Annotated in this window: 23 protein-coding genes, 1 rRNA gene and 1 other RNA gene; 22 read left to right on the top strand and 3 right to left on the bottom strand. The window is 55.2% G+C overall.

Annotated elements, in window-relative coordinates; genetic code table 11:
- From rrf to QLQ17_RS13630, 13 genes are all read left to right on the top strand, one after another.
- A 5S ribosomal RNA gene (gene rrf / locus QLQ17_RS13690) occupies nt 1–112 on the top strand; the annotation flags it as partial.
- A gap of 120 nt (nt 113–232) precedes the next feature.
- Nucleotides 233–1,783, top strand: coding sequence for a 2-isopropylmalate synthase (locus tag QLQ17_RS13685; protein WP_283210132.1), 1,551 nt, complete (start codon nt 233–235; stop codon nt 1,781–1,783).
- A gap of 82 nt (nt 1,784–1,865) precedes the next feature.
- Entirely contained in the window at nt 1,866–2,606 is a 741-nt protein-coding gene (locus QLQ17_RS13680) for a hypothetical protein (protein ID WP_283210131.1), read from the top strand.
- 5 nt (nt 2,607–2,611) lie between these two features.
- Nucleotides 2,612–3,100 (top strand): ribosomal protein S18-alanine N-acetyltransferase, encoded by a 489-nt coding sequence (gene rimI / locus QLQ17_RS13675; protein ID WP_283210130.1) that lies wholly within the window; start codon nt 2,612–2,614, stop codon nt 3,098–3,100.
- Between the two features lie 110 nt (nt 3,101–3,210).
- Nucleotides 3,211–4,791, top strand: coding sequence for a peptide chain release factor 3 (gene prfC / locus QLQ17_RS13670; RefSeq protein ID WP_283210129.1), 1,581 nt, complete (start codon nt 3,211–3,213; stop codon nt 4,789–4,791).
- Nucleotides 4,792–4,818: 27 nt separating this feature from the next.
- Complete coding sequence (locus tag QLQ17_RS13665) at nt 4,819–5,607, top strand: TatD family hydrolase (RefSeq protein ID WP_283210128.1); 789 nt, start codon at nt 4,819–4,821, stop codon at nt 5,605–5,607.
- A 215-nt stretch (nt 5,608–5,822) separates the two neighbouring features.
- A complete protein-coding gene (rplM, locus tag QLQ17_RS13660; RefSeq protein ID WP_283210127.1) occupies nt 5,823–6,251 on the top strand; it encodes a 50S ribosomal protein L13 in 429 nt (142 codons plus the stop codon).
- A gap of 12 nt (nt 6,252–6,263) precedes the next feature.
- Nucleotides 6,264–6,656: a 30S ribosomal protein S9 gene (rpsI, locus tag QLQ17_RS13655; protein WP_283210126.1), complete on the top strand. Its 393-nt coding sequence runs from the start codon at nt 6,264–6,266 to the stop codon at nt 6,654–6,656.
- A gap of 234 nt (nt 6,657–6,890) precedes the next feature.
- A complete protein-coding gene (gene petA / locus QLQ17_RS13650) occupies nt 6,891–7,487 on the top strand; it encodes a ubiquinol-cytochrome c reductase iron-sulfur subunit (protein ID WP_283210125.1) in 597 nt (198 codons plus the stop codon).
- The gene (locus QLQ17_RS13645; protein WP_283210124.1) at nt 7,487–8,719 is read left to right on the top strand and encodes a cytochrome b; all 1,233 of its coding nucleotides are present in this window, start codon (nt 7,487–7,489) and stop codon (nt 8,717–8,719) included. The genes petA and QLQ17_RS13645 overlap by 1 nt, the downstream gene beginning before the upstream one ends.
- Nucleotides 8,719–9,474, top strand: coding sequence for a cytochrome c1 (locus QLQ17_RS13640; RefSeq protein ID WP_283210123.1), 756 nt, complete (start codon nt 8,719–8,721; stop codon nt 9,472–9,474). The genes QLQ17_RS13645 and QLQ17_RS13640 overlap by 1 nt, the downstream gene beginning before the upstream one ends.
- 108 nt (nt 9,475–9,582) lie before the next feature.
- Nucleotides 9,583–10,212: a glutathione S-transferase N-terminal domain-containing protein gene (locus QLQ17_RS13635; protein ID WP_283210122.1), complete on the top strand. Its 630-nt coding sequence runs from the start codon at nt 9,583–9,585 to the stop codon at nt 10,210–10,212.
- Nucleotides 10,213–10,266: 54 nt separating this feature from the next.
- Nucleotides 10,267–10,683 (top strand): ClpXP protease specificity-enhancing factor, encoded by a 417-nt coding sequence (locus QLQ17_RS13630; protein ID WP_283210171.1) that lies wholly within the window; start codon nt 10,267–10,269, stop codon nt 10,681–10,683.
- 41 nt (nt 10,684–10,724) lie between these two features.
- On the opposite strand, the gene QLQ17_RS13625 is transcribed toward QLQ17_RS13630, so the two are convergent.
- Genes QLQ17_RS13625 through QLQ17_RS13615 form a run of 3 tightly spaced genes read right to left on the bottom strand, consistent with a single transcriptional unit; the run spans nt 10,725 to nt 13,600 of the window.
- On the bottom strand, nt 10,725–11,315 hold the full coding sequence (locus QLQ17_RS13625) for an SIS domain-containing protein (protein WP_283210121.1): 591 nt from the start codon (nt 11,313–11,315) through the stop codon (nt 10,725–10,727).
- A 3-nt stretch (nt 11,316–11,318) separates the two neighbouring features.
- Nucleotides 11,319–11,696, bottom strand: coding sequence for a YraN family protein (locus QLQ17_RS13620; RefSeq protein ID WP_283210120.1), 378 nt, complete (start codon nt 11,694–11,696; stop codon nt 11,319–11,321).
- A 14-nt stretch (nt 11,697–11,710) separates the two neighbouring features.
- Nucleotides 11,711–13,600, bottom strand: a complete 1,890-nt coding sequence (locus tag QLQ17_RS13615; RefSeq protein ID WP_283210119.1) for a penicillin-binding protein activator — start codon at nt 13,598–13,600, stop codon at nt 11,711–11,713.
- A 143-nt stretch (nt 13,601–13,743) separates the two neighbouring features.
- Between QLQ17_RS13615 and rsmI the strand changes: the two genes are divergently transcribed.
- The 9 genes from rsmI (at nt 13,744) to mraY (ending at nt 22,894) form a co-directional block, all read left to right on the top strand.
- Nucleotides 13,744–14,595 carry a 16S rRNA (cytidine(1402)-2'-O)-methyltransferase gene (gene rsmI, locus QLQ17_RS13610; RefSeq protein ID WP_283210118.1) on the top strand — a complete coding sequence of 284 codons (852 nt, stop codon included), beginning with the start codon at nt 13,744–13,746 and terminating at the stop codon, nt 14,593–14,595.
- 60 nt (nt 14,596–14,655) lie between these two features.
- Nucleotides 14,656–15,009, top strand: an RNA gene (gene rnpB, locus QLQ17_RS13605) — RNase P RNA component class A.
- 313 nt (nt 15,010–15,322) lie between these two features.
- The gene (gene mraZ, locus QLQ17_RS13600; protein WP_283210117.1) at nt 15,323–15,775 is read left to right on the top strand and encodes a division/cell wall cluster transcriptional repressor MraZ; all 453 of its coding nucleotides are present in this window, start codon (nt 15,323–15,325) and stop codon (nt 15,773–15,775) included.
- The gene (gene rsmH / locus QLQ17_RS13595; RefSeq protein ID WP_283210116.1) at nt 15,772–16,737 is read left to right on the top strand and encodes a 16S rRNA (cytosine(1402)-N(4))-methyltransferase RsmH; all 966 of its coding nucleotides are present in this window, start codon (nt 15,772–15,774) and stop codon (nt 16,735–16,737) included. Before mraZ ends, rsmH begins: the two co-directional genes overlap by 4 nt.
- Nucleotides 16,738–16,773: 36 nt before the next feature.
- Nucleotides 16,774–17,181 carry a cell division protein FtsL gene (gene ftsL / locus QLQ17_RS13590; RefSeq protein WP_283210115.1) on the top strand — a complete coding sequence of 136 codons (408 nt, stop codon included), beginning with the start codon at nt 16,774–16,776 and terminating at the stop codon, nt 17,179–17,181.
- Between the two features lie 53 nt (nt 17,182–17,234).
- Nucleotides 17,235–18,947: a peptidoglycan D,D-transpeptidase FtsI family protein gene (locus tag QLQ17_RS13585; protein ID WP_283210114.1), complete on the top strand. Its 1,713-nt coding sequence runs from the start codon at nt 17,235–17,237 to the stop codon at nt 18,945–18,947.
- A gap of 4 nt (nt 18,948–18,951) precedes the next feature.
- Nucleotides 18,952–20,436: a UDP-N-acetylmuramoyl-L-alanyl-D-glutamate--2,6-diaminopimelate ligase gene (locus tag QLQ17_RS13580; RefSeq protein WP_283210113.1), complete on the top strand. Its 1,485-nt coding sequence runs from the start codon at nt 18,952–18,954 to the stop codon at nt 20,434–20,436.
- Complete coding sequence (locus QLQ17_RS13575; RefSeq protein ID WP_283210112.1) at nt 20,433–21,824, top strand: UDP-N-acetylmuramoyl-tripeptide--D-alanyl-D-alanine ligase; 1,392 nt, start codon at nt 20,433–20,435, stop codon at nt 21,822–21,824. Before QLQ17_RS13580 ends, QLQ17_RS13575 begins: the two co-directional genes overlap by 4 nt.
- Entirely contained in the window at nt 21,809–22,894 is a 1,086-nt protein-coding gene (gene mraY / locus QLQ17_RS13570) for a phospho-N-acetylmuramoyl-pentapeptide-transferase (protein ID WP_283210111.1), read from the top strand. Before QLQ17_RS13575 ends, mraY begins: the two co-directional genes overlap by 16 nt.
- Nucleotides 22,895–22,899 lie beyond the last annotated feature (5 nt).

The raw sequence follows: 22,899 nt of genomic DNA, 5'->3' as shown, positions 1-22,899 counted from the left end.
ACGACCATAGCGGTCTGGAACCACCTGATCCCATCCCGAACTCAGCAGTGAAACAGACCAGCGCCGATGGTAGTGTGGCTTCTGCCCATGTGAGAGTAGGTCATCGTCAGGCTCCTAATACCCTAACCCCAGCACCTCAAGTGCTGGGGTTTTTTATTGCCCGGCCAAAAGATTTGGTGCGCCGGTGATATACTCTGTCCAAGACCATTCAATCCCAGCACGGAGTCCGGCTATGCCCACCACCGATCATCTGGTTATCTTCGATACGACTCTTCGCGATGGTGAGCAGAGTCCTGGCGCGACTATGAACAAGGCAGAAAAGCTCCGTATTGCCAGGGCATTGGAGAAGCTTCGAGTCGATGTGATTGAGGCGGGCTTTGCTGTCGCAAGCCAGGGCGATTTTGAGGCGGTTAAATCCATCGCAGAAACCATCAAGGACTCTACCGTTTGTAGCCTGGCTCGTGCCCTTGATAAGGACATCGATCGCGCGGCAGAAGCCATTCAACCGGCTGAACGTGGTCGTATTCATACCTTCATTGCCACATCGCCTATCCACATGAAACACAAGCTTCAGATGCAGCCGGATGAAGTTGTTGCTCAGGCAGTTCGTGCGGTTAAAAGAGCCAGAAGCCACGTTGAGGATGTGGAGTTCTCCTGTGAGGATGCGGGTCGTTCGGAATTGGATTTTCTGTGTCGGATTATTGAGGCTGCAATCGATGCAGGCGCGCGAACCATTAATATCCCGGATACCGTTGGATACGCCATTCCAGAACAGTTCGGGCAGACCATCGAACAGCTGCTGAATCGGATACCAAATGCGGACAAAGCCATTTTCTCGGTGCATTGTCACAACGATCTCGGGCTGGCTGTTGCCAACTCTCTCGCGGCCCTGTCCCATGGCGCTCGTCAGGTTGAATGCACCATTAATGGCCTGGGTGAACGCGCCGGCAATGCGGCTTTAGAGGAGATCGTGATGGCGGTTCGTACCCGCCAGGATTTTTTCCCATTTGATACCCGAATTGATACCAGTCACATCGTTCCGGCCTCGCGACTGGTCTCTACCATAACGGGTTTCCCTGTGCAGCCGAATAAGGCCATTGTCGGCGCCAACGCGTTTGCCCACGAATCCGGTATTCATCAGGATGGCGTGCTCAAGCATCGCGAGACCTACGAAATCATGAGGGCTCAGGATGTGGGCTGGCACACCAATAGTCTGGTGTTAGGTAAGCATTCCGGCCGAAATGCCTTTCGCTCCCGATTGCTGGAGCTTGGCATTCAGTTTGAGACCGAAACAGAGCTCAATGAAGCGTTTACCCGTTTCAAGGCAATGGCGGATCTAAAGCACGAAATCTTTGATGAGGATCTCCAGGCAATTGCCAGTGATACCCGCCAAAAAGAAGAAGACGGACCTTATGGTCTGGTGTGTATGCAGGTGTCTTCAGAAACCGGTGTGATTCCCAGGGCAAGTCTCACCATGACCGTGGACAGCAAGGAGCACAAGGTGAACGCCGAAGGCAGTGGCCCTGTGGACGCCACGTTTAAAGCGATCGAGTCGCTGGTCGATTCTGGATGTAACTTGCAACTGTATTCTGTCAATGCCATTACCAGCGGCACTGACGCACAGGGTGAAGTCACTGTGCGGCTGGAGCGTGGTGGCCGAATTGTTAATGGCGTCGGGGCTGACACTGATATCATTATTGCCTCAGCCAAAGCCTACATTGAAGCCTTGAACCTGATCAGCAAAGGTGCAGAGCGCCGTCATCCGCAGGGCGCAGACGTATAACCGCGATTCCGAGTGAATAAGCAGCTTTATGATACATACCGAAGAGCAAAGACAGTTCTACTTGGCATCTGCCGGTGTTCGGATGTGGTATGCAAAAAAGCCACTGCCCGGTGCTGCGCCGAGTCCCGAATTCTCGTTCTCGCGAGTTCCGGACCCTGAGATAACGGTAGCTGCGGATTCAGAGCGGCTGAATGAATCTGTTCCATTCCCTGATCCTGCTCCGAAAACCAGCAAGGGTACTCCGGCTAGATCGGTCGATCTCCAGGCGTTAATGACGCCAACCGTTGAGGAGCCTGAGTCGACGCCTGAAAATGAGCCCGATCAGTTACAGGAAACATCAGAACCTGCAAAAACAGCGGCGTTGCCGGCTGAAGAACAAGGTGCTTTGGTTGGGGGTTCTGTAACGGCAAATCTGGGTTTCTGGTCTGCCGGGCCCTACCTGCTGGTTAGCCAGTGGTCTACTGAGGCCAGTGACAAGCTTCAGGATACCTTGGCAACAAACATACTCCAGGCGTTGGGCCAAACCGAGATTAACGATCGTCAGAATCTACAGTGGCCGGTTTTTCGCAGTCCGCGGATTCCTGGCAACTCGGCCAAGGATTTTCAGTCAGTGCTGAACCGCCTGGTCTCCTCGCACACGGGGAAGTCCATTATCTTGTTAGGCGTGTTGGGCGACGAGTCCGAAGAACGGCGTTCTGACCTGTTGCGTGCGTTGCTGTCTGAGACAGCCCTGGATTTTGAGCACTCCCTCGCCGCGTTATCCGCAAATCCTGCTCACAAGAGGGGGTTGTGGAACGCCCTGAAAGCCCGCTTTTCAGGATAGTCACGGTGTCTGCTTCCTATCGGGCCATTGAATCGCTAGCCAGGCAAGTCCGGCTTCTCCAAATCGAAGATCTGCCGGAGGTTCTCGACATTGAGAGGATGGGGTACTCGTTTCCCTGGGCGGAATCTGTGTTTCGGGATTGTTTTCGACCGAACTATCGCCTGTGGGGTGTGGAATTGTCAGGAGAGTTGGTTGGTTATGCCGTTGTTGCCTACCTGGTCGACGAGGCGCATTTGCTGAATATCTGTGTGTCCTCCCGTCATCGACGCCATGGGTTTGCGCGCTACCTGCTTCGCTACCTGGTCTGCGAGGCGGCAAAAGATGGCATGGTTCAGCTTATTCTTGAAGTACGGGAGAGTAATCAGTCAGCCGCAGATCTGTATTTGTCCGAAGGGTTTTCCGAAATAGGACGGCGTCCAAATTATTATCCGTCTTCTTCCGGTCGTGAAGATGCCCGGGTTCTTTCGCTCACCCTATCCGGACCAGACCATTGAAATCTGGTGTGGCCCGGGCATGCCAATCTGCCTCAGTTCGCGTCCTTGGGCTAATATCCTTATAATGTCGCCCGTTTTTACAGTCTCTTCCAAGCAGGTTTTTACCACCTATGACCAGCCTTTCCAGCGAAGTCGAAAACCGTCGTACTTTTGCCATCATTTCCCACCCGGACGCCGGTAAAACCACCATTACCGAAAAGGTCTTGCTGTTTGGTCAGGCCATTCAGAAGGCGGGTACGGTCAAGGGCAAGAAATCTGGTCAGCACGCTAAATCTGATTGGATGGAGATGGAAAAAGAGCGGGGTATCTCGGTCACGACCTCGGTGATGCAATTCCCTTACGGTGGTCGGTTGGTGAATCTGCTGGACACGCCTGGCCACGAGGATTTCTCGGAAGATACCTACCGCACACTGACGGCAGTGGATTCCTGCCTGATGGTGATTGATGGGGCAAAAGGCGTTGAGGAGCGAACCATCAAGCTGATGGAGGTAACCCGGCTCCGTGATACGCCTATTCTAACCTTTATGAACAAGCTTGACCGTGATACCCGAGATCCGGTCGAGCTGATGGACGAAGTAGAAGAAGTGCTGAAGATAGCCTGTGCGCCGGTGACCTGGCCCATCGGTAATGGGAAGAACTTCAAAGGGGTATATCACCTGATGCGGGATGAAATCATCCTCTATCAATCCGGTCAGGGCCACACCATCCAGGAAAAGCGGGTCATCAAGGGGCTGGATAGCCCTGAACTGGATGACGCCATCGGAGCCTGGGCGTCTGATCTTCGCGACGAGATCGAACTGGTGAAAGGCGCCTCTCATGAGTTTGATCAAGAGGCGTTTCTGGCGGGTGAACTCACACCTGTCTTTTTCGGTACCGCACTGGGCAACTTTGGTGTGGACCACATGCTTGACGGGCTCGTGGAATGGGCGCCGACTCCGCAACCCCGAGAGACAGACGCCCGGCTGGTGGAGCCCGCAGAGGACAGTTTTTCCGGCTTCGTTTTCAAAATTCAGGCAAATATGGATCCGCAGCATCGTGATCGAGTGGCGTTTCTCCGCATTGTTTCGGGAAAATACAGCCAGGGCATGAAGGCCCGCCACGTGCGTATCGGTAAAGAGGTCAGGTTTTCAGACGCGCTGACTTTCATGGCCGGCGATCGCGATCATGCGGGTGAGGCCTATGCCGGCGACATTATCGGTTTGCATAACCACGGCACGATTCAACTGGGCGATACCTTCACCGGCGGGGAGGACATGAAGTTTACCGGCATACCAAACTTTGCTCCGGAACTCTTCCGCCGTATTCGCCTGAAAGACCCTCTCAAGGCCAAGCAGCTCCAGAAGGGGCTGATCCAGTTGGCGGAAGAAGGCGCCGTGCAGGTGTTCAGGCCGCTCGCCAATAATGACCTGATCGTGGGCGCCGTTGGTGTCCTGCAGTTTGATGTGGTCGTCAGCAGGTTGAAGAGCGAATACAAGGTGGACGCCATGTATGAGCCGATCAACGTAGCGACGGCAAGATGGGTAACCAGTGACGACGAGCGGAAGCTGGATGAATTTGAGCGCAAGGCCAATGATAATCTGGCTCTGGATGGCAGTGACCGGCTGGCATACATCGCCCCGACCATGGTAAACCTTCAGTTGGCTCAGGAACGGTATCCCGATATCCAGTTCCACAAGACCCGAGAGCACTAGCCCAGCATTTGACCCGGGGAGTATGGCATGCGCCTGATCGATGCACATTGCCACTTTGATTTTCCAGAGTTCGACCAGCGCCGGCGCGCAATTCTGGAAGAGGCTCGAACAATGGGATTATCCCATCTGGTTATTCCGGGGGTTCGCCGGGCTGACTGGGGGCGGGTGACCCGAGTTGCGTCGGAATATGAAGGTCTTTACTACTGCCTGGGAATTCATCCCTGGTTTGTGCAGGAGCATTCGGAAGAGGATCTTCGGGCGCTGGAGCAGTCGTTCGAGCTGCGTGCGGAGCGCTGTGTCGGTCTGGGGGAGTGCGGCCTGGATCGAATACGGGGAAACCTGACAGAGCAGTCCCCCTGGTTTGAAGCTCAGATCGACATTGCGGCGAAATACCGTGTCCCCCTGGTGGTTCATTCGGTCAGAACCCACGATGAAGTCGTTGAAGTGCTCAAGCGTAAGCAGTTTTCCGGGCGAGTGCTGATCCATGGGTTTTCCGGAAGTTATCAGCAGGCGGCAAAACTGGTTGATCTGGGGTGTTTTCTCGGCGTAGGTGGTGTTGCGACACACAGCCATGCCTCCAAAACCCGTGAAGCACTCAGGAAGGTGCCGGTGGACTCGCTGATTCTTGAAACCGATGCACCTGACATGTCTCCCAGCGGAGTGGAGCCGGGTCATAACTCACCGGTTTATCTGCGTCAGATTCTGGCCTCGCTGGCCGACGTGCGTGACGCAGACCTCGAGGATCTGGGGCGATCGTTGCTGTGTAATGTCCAGCGGTTTTACGGCTGGGACGAGATTGGTCCGTCGGAGCGCTGACCGGGCATAGGGGAATCTCGAAACAAGGCGTTCCGGGGTTGGTTTTCTGAATCTGTTCGGATATACTTCGCGCCCTGGCTTTTCAAGGCGATGCCATCATCTCAGCCCCGAATGATGTCAATGCCGCATACATACAGGTAAAGAGCTTCCTCCGGGTGCAGTTTGCGCCGGCGGTGGTTTTTAACGTTTCTTATATAGCGTTCAAGGCGGAATCAATGAAGACTCTGAGTGCGAAACCAGAAACAGTAACACGTGACTGGTACGTTGTAGACGCAGCCGGCAAGACGCTGGGTCGTCTGTCAACCGAAATCGCCCGTCGTCTGCGGGGCAAGCATAAGGCTGAGTACACCCCTCATGTCGATACTGGCGATTACATTGTGGTTATCAACGCCAGCCAGGTACGGGTTACCGGCAAAAAAGCATCTGCAAAGATGTACTACAGTCACACCGGTTTTCCGGGTGGTATCAAATCCATCAACTTCGAGAAGCTGGTCGACAAGGCTCCTGAGCAGATCATTCAGAAGTCTGTTAAAGGCATGCTTCCCAATGGCCCGCTTGGTCGTGCCATGTTCAAGAAGCTGAAAATTTATGCCGGCGCTGAGCATCCTCATGCAGCCCAGCAGCCCAAAGAACTCGACATTTAACGGAAGGCGGATATGTCTGTAGCACAAAATTACGGTACTGGTCGCCGCAAAACATCCACGGCTCGGGTCTTTATCAAGCCGGGAAGCGGTAACATCTCTATCAACGGGCGTTCACTGGACCAGTTCTTCGGTCGTGACACTCTGCGGATGATCGTTCGTCAGCCGCTGGTCGTTGCTGACTCCACGGATCGCTTTGATATCAACATCACTGTTAAGGGTGGTGGTATCAGTGGTCAGGCTGGCGCGATTCGCCACGGTCTGACTCGCGCTCTGATGGATTATGACGAAACTCTGCGTCCTGCTCTGCGTGACGCCGGGTACGTTACCCGCGACGCTCGTGCGGTTGAGCGGAAGAAGATTGGTCTGCGCAAGGCGCGTAAGCGTCCTCAGTTCTCCAAGCGTTAATGTTGCTTGGCAGGCCTCGAAAACCCGGTTTTTGCCGGGTTTTTTTGTGTCTGAATGGTTCGGAAACCGCTTCCTTTATCAAGGTTTACTCGGTAGAGCCCAAGCTTTCCGACTTGTAAGGACAGGGTAATTTCATTACCATTTGAGCGCTTATAATTTTGGGTTGTGAAGTCCTTTTCGATATGCAGTTTTTGGATCACAAAGCTGTATGTCGCCTGATGGGAGAAAACCATAATGAACAATGGCGACGTTAGCCAGGGCAGGCGCCGATTCCTCATCGGTGCCACGTCTGTGGTGGGTGGTGTCGGCGTCGTCGGTGCGGCCGTTCCTTTCGTGGCATCCTGGAATCCCAGTGCCAAAGCGGAAGCAGCCGGTGCACCGGTCACCGTCAACGTAAGTAAGCTTGAGCCGGGTCAGCAAATGACCGTCGAATGGCGAGGTAAGCCGGTCTGGATCATTCGTCGAACCGAAGAGATGAATGAAAATATCCTGCAGATGAATGATCGCGTTAAGGACCCTCTGTCCAAAGATGCCAGCCAGCCCGCCTACATCGAAGGTGAGCTGCGTGCGATCAAAGACGATTACGCAGTGGTTGTGGGCATTTGTACTCACCTTGGCTGTTCCCCACAATTCAGGCCAGAGGTGGCTCCAGCAGATCTTGGCGAGAACTGGCTCGGCGGTTTCTATTGCGCCTGTCATGGTTCGCGTTACGACCTTGCCGGTCGGGTTTATCCCAATCAGCCAGCGCCGCAGAATCTGGAAATACCTCCGTACCGGTACGACGACGAGTCGACCATCACCGTGGGTCTTGATCCTGAGGGGGCTGCGTAATGAACAAGTTATTGAACTGGGTTGACGAGCGACTGCCCGTCGTTGATGCCTGGAATAAGCACGTTGGCAAGTACTACGCGCCCAAGAACTTTAACGTCTGGTATTTCTTCGGCTCGCTGGCAATGCTGGTTCTGGTCAATCAGTTGATTACCGGTATCTGGCTGACCATGAGCTATAACCCTTCAGCTGAAGGTGCTTTCGCATCCGTTGAATACATTATGCGGGACGTCCAGTGGGGTTGGCTTCTGCGCTACCTGCACTCCACCGGCGCATCTGCGTTCTTTGTCGTCGTCTACCTCCACATGTTCCGTGGCCTGATGTATGGCTCTTACAAGAAGCCCCGTGAGCTGATCTGGATCTTTGGCATGCTGATTTATCTGGTGCTGATGGCTGAGGCTTTCATGGGTTACCTGCTGCCTTGGGGACAGATGTCCTACTGGGGCGCACAGGTCATTGTTAACCTGTTCGGTGCTATCCCGGTCATTGGTGATGATCTGTCGCTGTGGATCCGCGGTGACTACCTGATTTCCGGCATCACCCTGAACCGCTTCTTTGCGCTGCACGTTGTGGCTTTGCCGATTGTTCTGCTTGGCCTGGTAGTGCTGCACATTCTTGCGTTGCATGAAGTTGGGTCCAACAACCCCGACGGCATTGACATCAAAAAGAACAAGGACGAAAACGGTATCCCGAAAGACGGCATTCCGTTCCATCCTTACTACACCGTGCACGATTTGCTGGGTGTGGGTGTGTTCTTTTTCATCTTCTTCATTGTGGTGTTCTTCTTCCCGGAAATGGGTGGCCTGTTCCTGGAAAAGCCGAACTTTGAACCTGCCAACGCACTGAAGACGCCGGATCACATTGCGCCGGTCTGGTACTTCACGCCGTTCTACGCCATGTTGCGCGCGGTGACAGTTGACCTGTTCGGTCTCGACGCCAAGTTCTGGGGCGTGGTTGTGATGGGTGGCGCCATTGCCATTCTGTTTGTCTTGCCCTGGCTTGATCGCAGCCCGGTTCGCTCCATGCGCTACAAAGGCATGATCAGCAAAGTCGCGTTGACCCTCTTCGTCATCAGCTTCATTGTGCTCGGCTATCTGGGTATTGTTCCGGCCACAGAAGGTCGTACTACGGTGGCACAGATTCTGACCACCCTGTACTTCCTCTACTTCATTCTTATGCCGTTCTACACGCGCATGGAGAAAACAAAGCCAGTGCCAGAGAGGGTGACAGGATAATGAAAAAGCTGATCGTTGGTCTTTTCATCTCAGTCCTGCCAGCTTTGACGCTGGCAGCAGGGGCCGCCGTCCCACTGGATACCATGGAGCCGGATCATGCGAACAAGGCTTCTCTCCAGCGTGGCGCCGCGCTTTTTACCAACTATTGCATGGGGTGCCATTCCATGGAATACGCGCGATACAAGCGTGTTTCCGAAGACCTGGGTATTCCTGCTGATCTTTACGAAGAGAACCTGATTTTCACAGGCGCGAAAATTGGCGAGCTGATGAAAAACTCCATGAACAAGGACATGGCGGCAGACTGGTTTGGCGCGCCGCCACCCGATCTGACGCTTGAGTCCCGCCTGCGTGGTGAAGACTGGATCTATTCTTATCTTCGGGGTTTCTACAAGGACGATTCGCGTCCGCTTGGAGTCAACAACGTTGTGTTTGAGAACGTGGGTATGCCTCACGTCTTGTCAGACCTTCAGGGCCTGTGTGCAGTAGAGCCGAAAATCGGTGTTGATCCGAGCGTGGATCCTCTGAGTGGCGATGTGCGCAATGGCAGCGTTTGCTCGGAGTGGGCGTCGGAGGGTTCCATGACACCTCAGGAATTCAACAGTGCCATGTATGACCTGACCAACTTCATGTCGTATATGGGCGATCCGGTGAAGCTGGAGCGTGAAAGACTCGGCACGTTTGCCCTGATCTTTGTGGCGATCTTCTTTATCTTTGCCTACCTGCTCAATCGCGAGTACTGGAAGGACGTACACTGAGTTTTCAGGTATACTGCAGAACCCTGAGTTCCAGCGGGCATTAGACGGCCCGCTGGATTTTTGCGTTTTTCAGGATCAATTCGGTTAGCTAATTCGTGAGGTAGTTCTATGGGCGTTGTGACCAAGCGGTCATCAATGACGTTTTTCTCGGACCCGGCCAGTCACTACAGCCACAGAGTCCGCATTGTGCTGGCAGAAAAGGGGGTAACCGTTGATGTTGTCAACGTTGACCCTGATAACCCTCCGGGTGAACTTGCCGATCTGAATCCGTATAACGCGCTTCCGACGCTGGTTGATCGTGATCTGGTGCTTTACGAGCCGAACATCATGATGGAATACCTGGACGAGCGGTTTCCGCATCCTCCGTTGCTGCCTGTCTATCCGGTCGCGCGGGCCAATAGCCGTTTAATGATTCATCGCATCCAGAAAGACTGGTGCGGGCTGGTTGATCAGATTCTGGCTCAGCCCAATGCCAAGGCTTCTGATGCGGCCCGCAAAGAGCTCCGTGAGAGCCTGTTGGCGACTGCGCCGCTGTTTGGTGAAATGCCGTTCTTCCTTTCCGAAGAATTCACCATTGTTGACTGCTGCATTGCTCCCATCCTTTGGCGCCTGCCGTCGTTAGGGATTGAGCTGAATGACAAGCAGGGCAAGCCTTTGTTGAAATACATGGAAAGTATGTTTGCGCGTGAAGGTTTCAAGGCCAGCCTGTCTGACCTGGAAGAAGACATTCGCAACTAAGGCAATGCCAGAGAGAGGTACAGGAGAGCGGCAGTGACCGACAGCAAGATCACGATGACATCCAGTCGGCCTTACCTGGTCCGGGCATTCAACGAATGGGTCCTGGATAATGACTGTACCCCCTATATTGTTGTGGATGCAGGCGTCCAGGGCGTACAGGTGCCAACCGAACATGTTGCTAACGGGCAGATTGTTCTGAACATCAGTCCGGGCGCTGTGCGAGGTCTGGTTATTGGTAATGGTTCGCTGGAATTCAGCGCCCGCTTCGGTGGCGTGCCTATGCAGGTCTTCATTCCTTTGCAGGCTGTCATGGCGATTTACGCCAAAGAAAATGGCGAAGGTATGGTGTTCGGTAGCGAGCCCGGATCTCCGGACCCGGATGGCCCCGGCACGAAAGACAAGGAGGCCAGCGGAGAGGGCGGCGATGGTGAAAGGCCATCAGGCAGGCCAACGCTCAAAGTTGTGAAGTAGTGATGCAAAAGCCAGCTTTAGTCAGCTGGCTTTTTTAATGTCTAGCCTCCAAATATTTTTTCATCGATCAATGAGCACAGTGCATTGATGATTAAGAGGAAAATGGGCGTTGCGTTGGCCGGTGACAGATTGTCCAATGCAATTTCATGGTCTTCAGGATGCAGCAAGGATGTGATGTCTGTTTTTTCCTTCGCGCTCAGAACCACGACGGTCATTTCCCGGTCATGGGCTACCTGAATCGCCTGAATCAGATTGGCTTTGTGGCCATCGTCCACCACCACCAGAAGTAAGTCAGCCGGCTTGCCAATAGCCCGGACCTGACGAGAAAACGTATCGTTAAACCGGTTGTCTCTGCATATCGCAGAATAGGTGGTCGCATCGGCGCCCAGATTGATGGCAGGAAGCGCAGGCCGGTCCTGGTCAAATCGATTCAGCAAGGCGGTGCAAAAATACTGAGTGACAATGTTGGCGTTGCCGTTGGCGCAGGTCAGTATTTTTCCGTCTGCCAGTAGGGTTTCGACCAATGCATCAGCGGCACTGTCAATGTTGGTTGCTGTAGCGCTTGCCGCGTGGGCAATGTGCTCCATGTGGCTGGCAAACCATTGATTAATTGTATTTTCCGAATTGCTCATAGGTCAGGCCTGGATCGCATTTTTAATCCATTGTATCCGATATTTTTTTCTCACCCCCGGCGCAACGGCGACCACGTCGATGCGGCAGTCGGTGTCCCACAATTTGCGCCGATGAAGATAGAACTGTACTGCGTTCATCAGGCGCTTCTGTTTAACTGCTGTAATTGATTCCGCCGCGCCAGAAAAGCTGCCAGCCCCTCTGTAGCGAACTTCAAAAAATACCAGGCAGCCCCCAGAGTCGCGGCCAATCAGGTCTATCTCTCCGCCCCGATTAAAAACGTTCCTCTCCAGTATCTGCACGCCTTTGCTGGCGAGGTAGCGTGCGGCGACGCCCTCGGCGTGATCACCGGCTGCTTTTCGCGTTATTTGTTTGCCGTCCATAGCAGAGCGTCTTGTCAGTCAGATCGGGTCTCTAGCAATTCTTCAATATTAACCGCTTCATCCGCAGGTGTTCCCGGCCGCGGCTCGGACGCCAGTAGGTTGGGTGTGCCGTTCTCAAATCTTGCCCAGAGTTGCTCGCGATGAACGCTGCCCTGAGTGTCCATGGTAAGCCGGCCAGTCTGTCCGTCCACAAAGGCATCGTTCATGTATCGGAGCAGTGACAGCCGATTACTGAGTGTCCAGGCATCTGCGCCCATGGCAAAAAGGCGACCTATCTGGCCGCCTACTTCTGGCATAGCCTGCTGTGCGGTCTGGCGGAAGTCGTTTTCTTCGCCCAGCGTCCAGGGGGTATCGGTAAATGTAACGCCGTTCAGGTCTCTGTCGCGAGACGGGTCAGGGTTGCCCTCGTAGACCATCGACGGAGAATAGACCGGTAAGTCACCGCCAAAATAGAAAGCGAAAAGCGGTTTGAATTGCCTGGCAATCGTTGGTTCGGCCACCATCACAATGCCATCAGCGTCTTGCCGCCGTCTGGGCTCGAACTCCACATCAATGCCGGCGGTACGTTCCACATCAATGGCTCGTTCTCTGGAAACCGTCACTCCGAGCAGGTCCGCTGTGACGGCTCTCAGGTTGTCTTCACGGAAGTAACGCTCAATGTTCAGTGCAAGGCCGCCCTGATCGGTGAGGCGTTTCAGAAGCGCTTTCTCAAGGCGGTCACCCCAGTTGCCCATGGGGATGAGGGCGAGGATCTGCTTTACCTCTTTGTCAATCATCCGGTCCGCAATCTGGCGCGCTTCGTCTTCTGCAGATAGCCCATACTGGTAAAGGCCAGACGGCGCAGAAACACCCTCCGGCAGGTAATTCAATCCCAATACAGATACAGGCAAAGAATCCGTTTTTGCCAGTGTAGACAGCGCGTCTTTTTCAAGTGGGCCGACAATCAGGTCGTAGTCCTCTGCGACGAGCTCGCGGTAGAGGTCATCAAAACGACGGTCGGATGTGTCTACTACCTGAATGCTGACTTTGGAAGGGTCGTTGGCACTGTCTTCAAAATAGGCGGCGAAAAATCCGTCTCTGATCGCGGCGCCAGCGCTGGCCAGTGGTCCGCTCAATGGCAATGCGAGGGCGATTTTCTCCGGGCGACTGTCAGCCAGGTTTGCGATCAGGCGCAGGTCTTCGGGTAGTGTCTCTACGGCGGGGTGCCCCGGCCAGTTGCTTTGCCAGCGGCGAATGGCTCGTCCTTGTTCTTCCACCGTCAGTTCGCTGTCGCGCAACACGCTGGCCAGTTCCAGCCAACCCTGAGATTCGTAGCCAATCGCGGTTCCTGTTTCTCGCGCCAGGGCACCGTCCGGTGTCTGTCTCAGATTCTCCCAGATTCGATCGTGCAGTGACTGAACATCCGCGCTGGTGTCGGATTCGGCCAGCAAAATGAGTGTCATGGCTGCCTGTAATCGGAGATTTGCCAACTGATACACATTGACTTGAAGGTCAGCAACCCGGCTCAATTGGCTTCTGCTGTAGTTCAGAAACTGCGCAGGTTTGATGTCAGAAGCAATCTGCTGAGACCAGTCCGAGTCCTCGAGAGCAACGGCGGCCTCCATCGATAACAGTTGCTGCTCCTGGAGGTTCTTCCCGGTGAGACCTGAAAGCTGGTCGCTTTGAAGGATGGTTCTGGCGGCCGCAGGTTGTTTTCTGGCGACGAAACGGTCAGCCTCTCGCAGCAGATAGTCTGTCGCAAGCGCGCGATCTGATTCGCCAGCGGCGGCGCTCAGGGCTTCCTGTGATGTGGGGGCGCTGAATGAGTTCAGGTTGACGCTGGCGCAACCGGACACTAGCAGCACTAAAGCCACCACAGCGGCAGATAAACGGCAATGAACAGGCTGGGATCTGTCTATAGTCATGGGTGGCTCGCAAAACTCCGGTAAATACGCTTGTTGTGCCATAGGATCGGCTGCATCATGCGCCAGGGCAGAGGCAAGTTTACCAGTTCCCAATCAGTTTCACATGACGGCAATGTCATCGGATCAGGCGGCGAGAGGCGCAAGTGAACACGGAAACCAGCGGTATTCTTTATATAGTGGCGACACCAATTGGTAATCTGGAGGATATTTCCGCCAGAGCCATTGCTGTGCTGTCCAGCGTTTCTCTGATTGCGGCCGAAGATACCCGGCATAGCGGGCGGCTTTTGCAGGCGCTTGGGGTGGATACCCGAATGATGGCTCTGCATGATCACAATGAGCGTGATCGTGCTCAGCAGCTGCTCAGTAAGCTGGAGAGCGGCGAGGATATCGCGCTGATATCCGATGCCGGCACGCCGCTGATATCAGATCCCGGATTCGTACTAGTTCGCGAGGCTCGCCGACGAGGTCTCCAGGTCTCTCCGGTTCCGGGACCCAGTGCCATCATTTCTGCACTCTGCGCAGCGGGGCTTCCAACAGACCGATTCGCGTTCGAAGGGTTTTTGCCCGCCAAAAAAGGCGGGCGCTGCGCTATCCTGGAGCGTCTCGTTTCAGAATCCGCCACCCTGGTGTTTTACGAATCCCCCCATCGGATTCTGGATTCGGTAGCCGATATTGCCGAGGTTATGGGCGCTGACCGGGAGCTGGTGATTGCCCGGGAGCTGACCAAAACCTTTGAAACCTTCTATTCCGGTGCTGCTTCCGAAGTGCTTCAGTCACTCAGGCAAGATCCACACGGCAGTCGGGGGGAGTTTGTGATCATGGTGGCGGGTGCTGTCAAAGACGCGGCGGACGAAGGTATGGAGGAGGCAGACCGGCTGCTGAAATTGTTACTGCCAGAGCTTCCAGTGAAGAAGGTTGCCAAAATCGTGGCTGACATAACGGGCAAAAGTAAAAACGATCTCTACCAGCGAGCATTGTCATTGAAGGAGGCCTGATTCCTTACGTCGCCTCTGGTTTTGCTTGCCTGTAAAGGCGCCCTGACGTATCGTCTCGCCCGAGCTCGCCAGACAGTCGCCGCCGGTTTACCGGGGGAGGAAAGTCCGGGCTCCACAGGGCAAGGTGCCAGGTAACGCCTGGGCGGCGTGAGCCGACGGAAAGTGCAGCAGAAAGGAAACCGCCTAAGTGGCCGCTTGCGGTCACCGGTAAGGGTGAAAAGGTGCGGTAAGAGCGCACCGCGTGACTGGCAACAGTTCACGGCGATGGTAAACCCCACCTGGAGCAAGACCAAATAGGAATCCAATGGCGCGGCCCGCGCTGGATTCGGGTAGGTCGCTTGAGGCCTGTGGCAACGCAGGCCCTAGATGAATGACTGTCCAAGACAGAACCCGGCTTATCGGCGAGCTCTTTTTTTACTTCCTTTGTCCTGTTACGACTGCATCCTAGAAATATCAAAACCACCTTCTTATAGCGAATTAATCTTACTCCTTACTTGTCATATGCAGTTTTATCTGCAGGTTCTTGATTTTTGGGTTTTTCTTATGGAAAACCTGAGCAATCCTTCATGCCACTCGTTGTAACTCCTTGTCATTAAAGAAACTTTTGCCAGTGCTGCGCTGATTTTGCTGCTTGCATTGTCAATTGCGTGTTCCTATAGTGTGCATTAGTGGGAAAAAGTGGTTTCTAGTGGTTTTTTGTGGTTTCTGAACCCCGGAATAAGAGCGAATGAGCAACTTTCTTGGCAGTCATGCCATCAATATGGATGCGAAGGGTCGCCTGGCGATCCCCGCCAAGGTGCGCGAAGAGCTCGCGCATGCTTGTGGTGGGCGCATTGTATTGACGGCCAATGCTGATGAGGAGCGCTGCCTTCTGGTGTATCCGGAACCTCAGTGGGAAGCGCTGAGGCCACAAATAGAAGCCTTGCCCAACATGAACAAAGCCGCACGGCGCCTGCAGAGACTGCTGCTGGGCCATGCCACGCCATTGGAGCTGGATTCCGCCGGCCGCATTCTGGTTCCGCCAACGCTGCGCAGTTACGCCCGGCTTGAAAAAAAGCTGATGCTGATCGGGCAGGGCAAGAAGATGGAGCTTTGGAGCGAAGAGCGCTGGTTCCAGTGGCTGGATGAATCTGATGGCGAAGACGAGATGCCGCCAGAGATGGAGGCACTGTCTCTATGACCGTCGGGCGCAGAGAGGGTTCGGCGGAGCAGTACCGCCACCGCTCTGTCCTGTTGGATTCCGCGGTAGAACTCCTGGTCACTGACCCTTCCGGTCGCTACGTCGATGGGACGTTTGGGCGGGGCGGGCACAGCCGGTTGATTCTGGGTCAGCTGAATTCAGAGGGCGTGCTGTTGGGTATCGATAAGGATCCTCAGGCCATTGAGTCTGCAGCGGCACTGGGGCAGGAAGATTCACGCTTTCGAGTGTTTCACGGCTCTTTTGCAGAGCTGGACAACGCCATTGAGCAACAGAATTGGGAGCAGGTCCACGGGGTACTTTTGGATCTCGGTGTGTCGTCGCCTCAGTTGGATGACGCTGAGCGCGGGTTCAGCTTTATGCGCAATGGGCCTCTGGATATGCGGATGAATCCAGAGCAGCCGCCCAGCGCCGCTCAGTGGTTGGCCGAGGCAGAAGAAAAGGAAATAGCAAATGTGATCTGGCGTTACGGCGAGGAGAAGTTTTCTCGTCGCATCGCGCGCCTGGTGGTAGAGCGGAGGGCCGAGAAATCGCTTCAAACGACTCATGAGCTGGCGGAGCTGGTCGCTGAAGCGGTGCCCAAAAAAGAAAAGCACAAGCACCCGGCAACGCGAACCTTCCAGGCCATTCGGATTTTCATTAACCGTGAGCTGGAAGACCTGGAGTTGGGTCTGAAGTCTGCAGTCGACAGGCTTCTGCCAGGAGGGCGACTGGTGGTGATTAGCTTCCACTCGCTCGAAGATCGAATTGTGAAGCGTTTTATGAGGGATCTGGCTCGCGGTCCCCGGCTGCCAAAGGGCGTCCCGGTGACGGCAGAGCAGGAAGCATCGGCCTTCCGATTGGTGGGCAAAGCCCTGAAAGCCGATGACGATGAAGTGAATGAAAACGTTCGCGCTCGAAGCGCCGTTATGCGGGTGCTCGAGCGCGTTTCTGTAAATAGGTAGCGGCCCGGCGACGGGCAAGACAAGGAGCGCATGATCATGGGCGCCGTAGCTGTAGAACCGAAATCCAAAACGGCCAGGCTGAACAGGCAGCGTATGCGCGATGGTCTGTCGACCGCAGTGCGATTGTCACGTCAGGTCTTCGTTGCTCTCCAACAGCGACAGGCGATCATTTCGGTGGTGCTGGTGGCGCTGTTGTTGGTGTCGGCGCTGGGGGTTGTGGCCGGTGCGCACCAGAACCGCCATCTGTTTAACACGCTGTCTGAGTTGCAGGAGAAACGCGACGGTTATCAGCGCGAGTGGAGTCAATTGTTGCTCGAGCAAAGCGCGCTTAGTGCGCACGGCCGGGTCGAGCGTTTGGCGTCAGAGCGATTTGGAATGTCGGTACCTGGTAAACAGGACATTGAGCTGGTGCCTGTGATGGCTCCGCTTGTGGGTTCCCGCTAGCAATAGCAACCAATCGGAAGGTGAGAGCAGTGTCCGAGAAAGGGAAGACAACAATGGGTCGTAGACTGATCGCGGGGCTGAAAGCCTGGCGGTACGGCACGGTTCTGGGTGTTTTTCTGGCGGTTGTTTCGGTTCTGGCCTGGCGTCTGGTGGATCTACACGTTGTCGATCAGGAATTCCTTCGGCAGCAGGGCGACGTGCGCACCATTCGTGTCGAGAAGATTGACGCTCATCGGGGTGTCATTACCGATCGGCACGGTGAATCACTGGCGGTCAGTACGCCGGTTCAGACTGTCTGGGCCAATCCGTCGCAGGTAGACGCTGACGATCCAAGATTGACCGCGGTAGCCCGGCAGCTGGGCCTGCGTGAAGGGCAGTTGCGAGCCAGGCTTCGCAAGTACGCGGGTCGAGAGTTCATCTATCTGCGGCGCAAGATTCAGCCCGAGTTGGCAAGGCAGGTAATGGATGTGGGTGCGCCCGGCATATACAGTCGCCAGGAATATCGCCGTTACTACCCGGCGGGTGAAGTTACCTCCCACGTCGTTGGCTTTACCAACATCGACGAGTCTGGTCAGGAAGGCATGGAGCTCGCCTATAACGAGTGGTTGAGTGGCGAGCGTGGCAAAAAGCGCGTTCTTAAGGATAACCGCGGAAGAACGATCAAGGACCTTACCCTGATTCGTGATGCCAGGCCCGGAAAGAGCCTTTCTCTCAGCATCGATCTTCGGCTTCAGTACCTTGCCTATCGGGAACTCAAAGCGGTTGTTGGCGCTCATAATGCCAGAGGCGGCACGCTGGTGATGTTGGATGTGGATTCCGGTGAAGTGCTGGCCATGGTAAATCAGGGTGCCTATAACCCTAATGATCGCAGCCAGCTGAGTGCCGATCGACTCCGCAACAAGGCAATTACCGATCTGTTCGAGCCGGGTTCTACCATGAAGCCGATTTCCATGGCTGCGGCGCTGGAGTCCGGCCGATTCAAGGCGTCCAGCACGATTGATACTTCACCGGGATTTCGGCGTTTCGGGCGTTTTACCATTCGTGATCATCGTAATTACGGCGTCATCAACCTGACTGACGTGATCGCAAAATCCAGCAACGTGGGTATCAGCAAGATTGCCACGGATCTGGGCGGTGATGTGATTCGCGACCTATACGCCAGACTGGGATTTGGCCAGCCGACGGGTATTGGCTTCCCGGGTGAAGCGGTTGGTGTATTGCCGGCGCCTCCGAAGTGGCGACCCGTTGAGGAAGCCACATTGTCCTATGGCTATGGCATGAGCGTGAATGCTCTGCAACTGGCCCAGGCCTATATGGTATTGGCCAATGGTGGCATTCGTTACCCGCTGAGCCTGCTGAAAATTGGAGACAAGCCTGTTGGGCAGCGAGTTCTGTCGGAACAGGTGGCCTTCGAAATTCGCCAGATGCTTCGTGAAGTTGTTGAAAGAGGCACGGGTACCCGTGCGCAGCCGGGGTTTTATAGTGCGGGCGGTAAAACCGGCACCGTTCATCTTGTAGGCAAGGATGGCTATGAAGACAGTCAGTACAAGGCGATCTTTGCAGGCATGGCGCCCATTGATCACCCGAGAATCGTTACGGTAGTGGCCGTGGATGCACCTCAGTCTGGCGAGTATTACGGCGGTGAAGTTGCAGCGCCTGTTTTCTCGAGAGTTATGGGTGATGCGCTCAGGCTGCTGAACGTCAAACCGGAACTGGAGTTGGGTCAGGCTGGCAAACCTGAACCGGCCTCTGGTGAGCGGGGTTAACGTTATGTGCATCACATCACTCAGCACATTGCTTCAGGGGATCAAGGACGTGCCGTCGGTCTTTGATGTCACGATTCATGGTTTGTCGACTGACAGTCGTCGAGTGTCTCCGGGAGATGCGTTTGTTGCGCTTTCAGGGCAGCGAACGACGGCTGACCAGTATGTGGGACAGGCCATCGAGGCGGGCGCGACCGTTGTTCTCCTGGAATCGTCTCAGGCAGACGAATGCCACGAGCAGAACGGTGCTCTGATCGTGCCGGTGGTAGGTCTTCGCAGCCAGCTTGGGCGTATTGCAGATCGATTCTTTGAGCATCCGTCCCAGCGTTTGCGAGTGATTGGTGTGACTGGCACCAACGGCAAAACATCGGTCTCTCATTATATCGCCAGACTTCTCCAAGAAACGGGAACACCATGCGGTGTCATTGGGACGCTCGGTTACGGTATGCCGGACGCCCTTCAGGAAGCATCACACACCACGCCGGATGTGGTTCAGGTGAACCGGGTGCTTTCACGCATACTTGCCCAGGGTGGACGTGCAGCCGCCATGGAAGTGTCTTCGCACGCCCTTGATCAGGGGCGCGTGGATGGGCTGACCATGACAGGTGCGGTATTTACCAATCTCACGCGTGATCATCTTGACTATCACGGATCGATGGAAGAATACGGGGCGGCCAAGGCTAGGTTGTTCAAGCGCGAAGAGCTGCACTTTGCGGTGATCAATTTTGACGACCCGTTCGGGCGCCAGCTATACGAGCAGCTGGATGGCCAATGTGATCGTGTTCGTTACAGCCTTCACGAGAGCCAGACGGAAATCTGGCTAACCGGCATCGAACAGACCAATGCCGGCTTTTCTGCATCGGTAGACGGCTTGTGGGGCCAGTTCCAGTTTTCTGCGTCCATTCTGGGCAGCTTCAATGTCAGTAACCTTTTGGCCTCTATGGCAGCTGTTCTGAGTCTGGGTGTGCCGGTTGAACGTGTGCAGTCTGCCGTGGAATGTCTGGTGCCGCCTCCGGGTCGCCTCGAGCCCTTTACGGGCGCTAACGGCGTGCGAGTCGTCGTGGACTATGCCCATACCGCAGATGCTTTGAACAGTGCGCTTGAGGCATTGCGGCCCCACGTCTCCGGCCGGCTGATCTGTGTATTCGGCTGTGGCGGCGACCGTGACACGGGCAAGCGGCCAGAAATGGCCAGGGAAGCGGAGCAGGGTGCTGACGTTGTATTCGTGACGGATGACAACCCCCGCAGTGAGGCCCCCGATCAGATCACCGATCAGATCATGGCGGGATTCAGCGCCCCTGATAAAGCCATGGTGGTTCACGATCGCGCCGATGCCATCCGTCAGGCCATTGCCATGGCTGAGGAAGGCGACATTGTGTTGATTGCAGGAAAGGGTCATGAAGCCTGGCAGGAAACTGCAACCCAACGAATTCCTTTCAGTGATGCGGAGCAGGTGCGTCATGCGTTGTCTCTTAATGGAGGTGTTGCATGATGTCGACCTTTGATCTAAAGCAAGCCTTGAGCTGGGTCAGCGGGCAGCCGTCTGGCGCCTGGCAGGACGACGTGCGGTTTGAAAATGTGTCTACCGATACCCGCAATATCGGCGCCGGTGACCTCTTCGTTGCACTGAGGGGCGATAACTTTGATGGCCACCGGTTTATTGGTGCTGCGCGTGAATCCGGTGCCGTTGCTGCTGTAGTAGACCAGGCTGATGAGTCTGAGCAGTTGCCTCAACTGGTCGTTGAGGACACCGTGAATGCCCTGGCGGCGCTGGCTGCCGGTAATCGCGATCTGAGTAAGGCGCGGTTTGTTGCGGTGACTGGAAGCAATGGCAAAACCACGGTTCGCGAAATGGTCGCCGCTATTTTGTCCCGAATGGGCAGTACGTTGGCCACGTCTGGGAACCTGAATAACCACATTGGCGTGCCACTGACACTGTTCCGGCTGACGCCAGAGCATAAATATGCGGCTATTGAGCTGGGTGCAAGCGGTCTGGGTGAGATTGCCCACACCGTAGGCATTGTGCGCCCGGACGTGGCGATCCTCACCAACGCCGGACAAGCCCATCTGGAGGGTTTTGGCAGTTACGAGAATATTGTTCAGGGTAAAGGTGAAATCATCGATGGCCTGGCAGACAACGGGATCGCAATTCTGAACTACGACGATCCTGCATTTGAGCAATGGCAAAAGCGCGCAGGAAATCGACGTGTGGTTACTGTGAGCGGACGTGGTAACCGTGACGCTCATTACCGGCCTTCGGATGTACAGATTGATGGCCCCGAGCAGCGCTTTACGGCCCACGGTCCGGCAGGATGGCATTGCGATATCCGGTTATCCCTTCAGGGTGAGCACAACATAACCAATGCGTTGCTCGCCATAGCGGCGTCCCAGGCGGTCGGCGCGACAGATCAAGCGATCCAGCAGGGACTCGCTGGTCTTCAGGCAGTAACAGGTCGTTTACAGACATTGAATCTTTCATCTCGCTGGACGGTGATCGACGACAGCTACAACGCCAACCCCTCCTCTATTAGGTCAGCGCTCAAGGTCCTGGCATCTAGGCCTGGGCATAGGATTGCCGTGCTGGGCGCGATGGCCGAGTTGGGTAGCGGTGCTTATGACATGCACCGTGATATTGGTGTTTACGCGAAAGATCAGGGCGTTGACCGGTTGTTGGCGGTCGGTGCTGGAAGCGAGGGATATGTGGATGGGTTTGGCGCCGGGGCGGATGCCTGTGCAACCCACGATGAAGCCGTGCGTCGTCTGTTTGAGAGCAGTGCTGATTCGCAGACGGTTCTGGTAAAAGGTTCTCGCAGTTCCGCCATGGATCGCGTGGTGGAGGGAATAAAACAAAAGGTGGGTGACGCATGCTGCTCTGGCTGACAGAGGCTCTATCACAATACTTCTCGGCCCTGACTGTGTTTCAGTATCTGACACTTCGGGGCATTTTCGGCGTGCTGACGGCTCTATTAATTTCGTTGATTATCGGGCCGTTCATGATTCGCAAACTGAGCCAGTACCAAATTGGTCAGGCTGTTCGTGACGATGGACCGCAGACTCATTTGAGCAAAGCAGGCACGCCCACCATGGGCGGCGCCCTGATTCTTGTGGCGGTTGGCATCAGCACCCTGTTATGGGCTGATCTGGGCAATCGCTATGTGTGGGTCACCATTCTGGTTACCTTGCTGTTTGGTGCCGTTGGTTGGGTCGACGATTACCGCAAGGTGGTTGAGCGTAACCCGCGAGGCTTGCCAGGGCGCTGGAAATACTTCTGGCAGTCAGTGATCGGTGCAACGGCTGCGATCGCGCTGTACTGGAGTTCGGTGCTGCCGCAGGAAACGTCGTTGTATGTGCCCTTTTTCAAAAACGTATCCATTACGCTCGGCCCGGTGATTTTCGTGTTGCTGAGTTATTTCGTGATCGTGGGTAGCAGCAATGCGGTCAACCTGACGGATGGCCTGGACGGGTTGGCGATCATGCCAACGGTGATGGTGGCAGCGGCCCTTGGCATCTTCGCCTATGTCTCCGGCCACGCACAATTTGCTGATTATCTGCTGATTCCACATTTGCCGGGCACGGGTGAACTGATTGTGTTCTGCGGCTCGCTCGTTGGTGCCGGTCTCGGATTCTTATGGTTTAACACCTATCCCGCCCAGGTCTTTATGGGTGACGTCGGCGCCCTTGCACTGGGCGCTGCGCTTGGCGTGGTTGCCGTGATCGTGCGGCAGGAAATCGTGCTGTTCATCATGGGCGGCGTGTTCGTCATGGAAACGATATCGGTGATTCTTCAGGTGGCTTCTTTCCGCCTGACCGGCCGCCGCATCTTCCGGATGGCGCCGCTGCATCATCATTTTGAATTGAAAGGCTGGCCAGAGCCACGAGTCATCGTGAGATTCTGGGTGGTCACCGTTGTGCTCGTCCTGGTTGGATTGGCCAGCCTCAAGTTGAGATAAAGGGA

Source organism: Marinobacter sp. CHS3-4 (assembly GCF_030053415.1).
GTDB lineage: Bacteria > Pseudomonadota > Gammaproteobacteria > Pseudomonadales > Oleiphilaceae > Marinobacter.
Note: the sequence above shows the minus strand (reverse complement) of the source record. Positions and strands in the feature narration are given on the sequence as shown.